At 76.2% G+C, this 1417-nt stretch carries 1 protein-coding gene; it reads left to right on the top strand.

The genetic code is table 11. The annotated features are described in order from the left end of the window. Positions 1-212 precede the first annotated feature (212 nt). Positions 213-1417, top strand: a 1205-nt coding sequence (locus tag ACFU99_RS43615) for a GTPase (protein ID WP_384404320.1), incomplete at its 3' end; no start/stop codon positions are given.

Raw genomic sequence — 1417 nt, forward strand, 5'->3', positions numbered from 1 at the left:
GAACGGGACCTGCGACTCGCGCCCCTGGACGCGCTCGACGTCGCACCGGAGCACCAGTCCGAACTGATCGCCGCCCTGTCCGTACTACAGAAGGAGAGGTGACCCCGGTGACCACGACCCCGCCCCGGCCCGTCGCTGATGATGACGACAACGGGGCCGTCAACGGTGCCGACGGCGGCGCCGCCCCTTCACCCCCCCTGGTTCCGCCGCTCATGATGCGTCGGGCCTCCTGGGACGACGGGCTGATCGCACGCCGCGCGCAGGGACCCGGTGTCGCGGGCGAGGGCACCGCGGGGGACGGCGCGCGATGGCGGGCCGGGCGCGGTGCGGGGGCGGATTCCGCACGGCCGGACGCCGAAAACCGGGGGCGCAAGGAGTACGCGCCGGACGACTACGCCCATCACGCGGGCTACACGTCGGCCGCGCGCGGCGCAGTGCCGCACGCCCCCGCCTTCCCCGTCACCCGCACCGACTTCAGCGCCCTGCGGCCCCGCCTCGACGCCCTGCGCGAACTCGTCGGACTGTCCCGGACGCGGCTGGACCGACGCACCCTGGCCGAGGCCGGCCGGGTCCTGGAAGAGGCCGCCGCGCGCCAGCGGCACTCCCTGGACCACACCGTGGTGGCCCTGGCCGGATCGACCGGCAGCGGGAAGTCGACGCTCTTCAACTGCCTCGCCGGGGCCCGGCTCTCCGAGGCGGGGGTGCGCCGGCCCACCACCTGCGCGCCCGTGGCGTGCGCCTGGACCGACCACGCGGGCGGCCTCCTGGACCGGCTGCGGATCCCGGCCGAGGCGCGGTTGCGGCCGCCGCGGCCGTACGACCCGGAGATGCGCGGGCTCGTACTCATCGACCTGCCCGACCACGACTCGGCCGCCGCCGACCACCGCGAACAGGTGGACCGGCTGCTGGGCCTGGTGGACGCGGTGATCTGGGTGGTGGACCCGGAGAAGTACGCGGACGCGGTGCTGCACGAGCGCTACCTGCGCCCCCTGGCCGGCTACGCGGAGGTGACGTTCGTCGTCCTCAACCAAGTGGACCGGCTGCCCGGCGACGCCGCCGACCAAGTACTGGACGACCTGCGGCGGCTGCTGGACGAGGACGGGCTGGCGCTCGGCGAGTACGGAGATCCGGGCGCGGCCGTACTGGCGCTGTCCGCGCTCACGGGCGAAGGCGTCGGGGAACTTCGCGAACTGCTCGGACAGTTCGCCGCCGTGCGCGGCGCCGCCGAGCGGCGGCTGGCCGCGGACGTGGACGGCGCGGCGGAGCGCCTGCGGTCCGCGTACGTCGCGCAGGGGCGCGCGGGGCTCACGGAGTCGGCGCGCGAGGAGTTCGAGGAGCGGCTCGCCGAGGCGGTGGGCGCGGCTGCTGCCGGGCAGGCGGCGGAACGGGCGTGGCTGCGCGCCGCCGCGCGGGCCTG

The sequence above is a fragment of the Streptomyces sp. NPDC057654 genome (assembly GCF_042800135.1).
Taxonomy (GTDB): domain Bacteria; phylum Actinomycetota; class Actinomycetes; order Streptomycetales; family Streptomycetaceae; genus Streptomyces.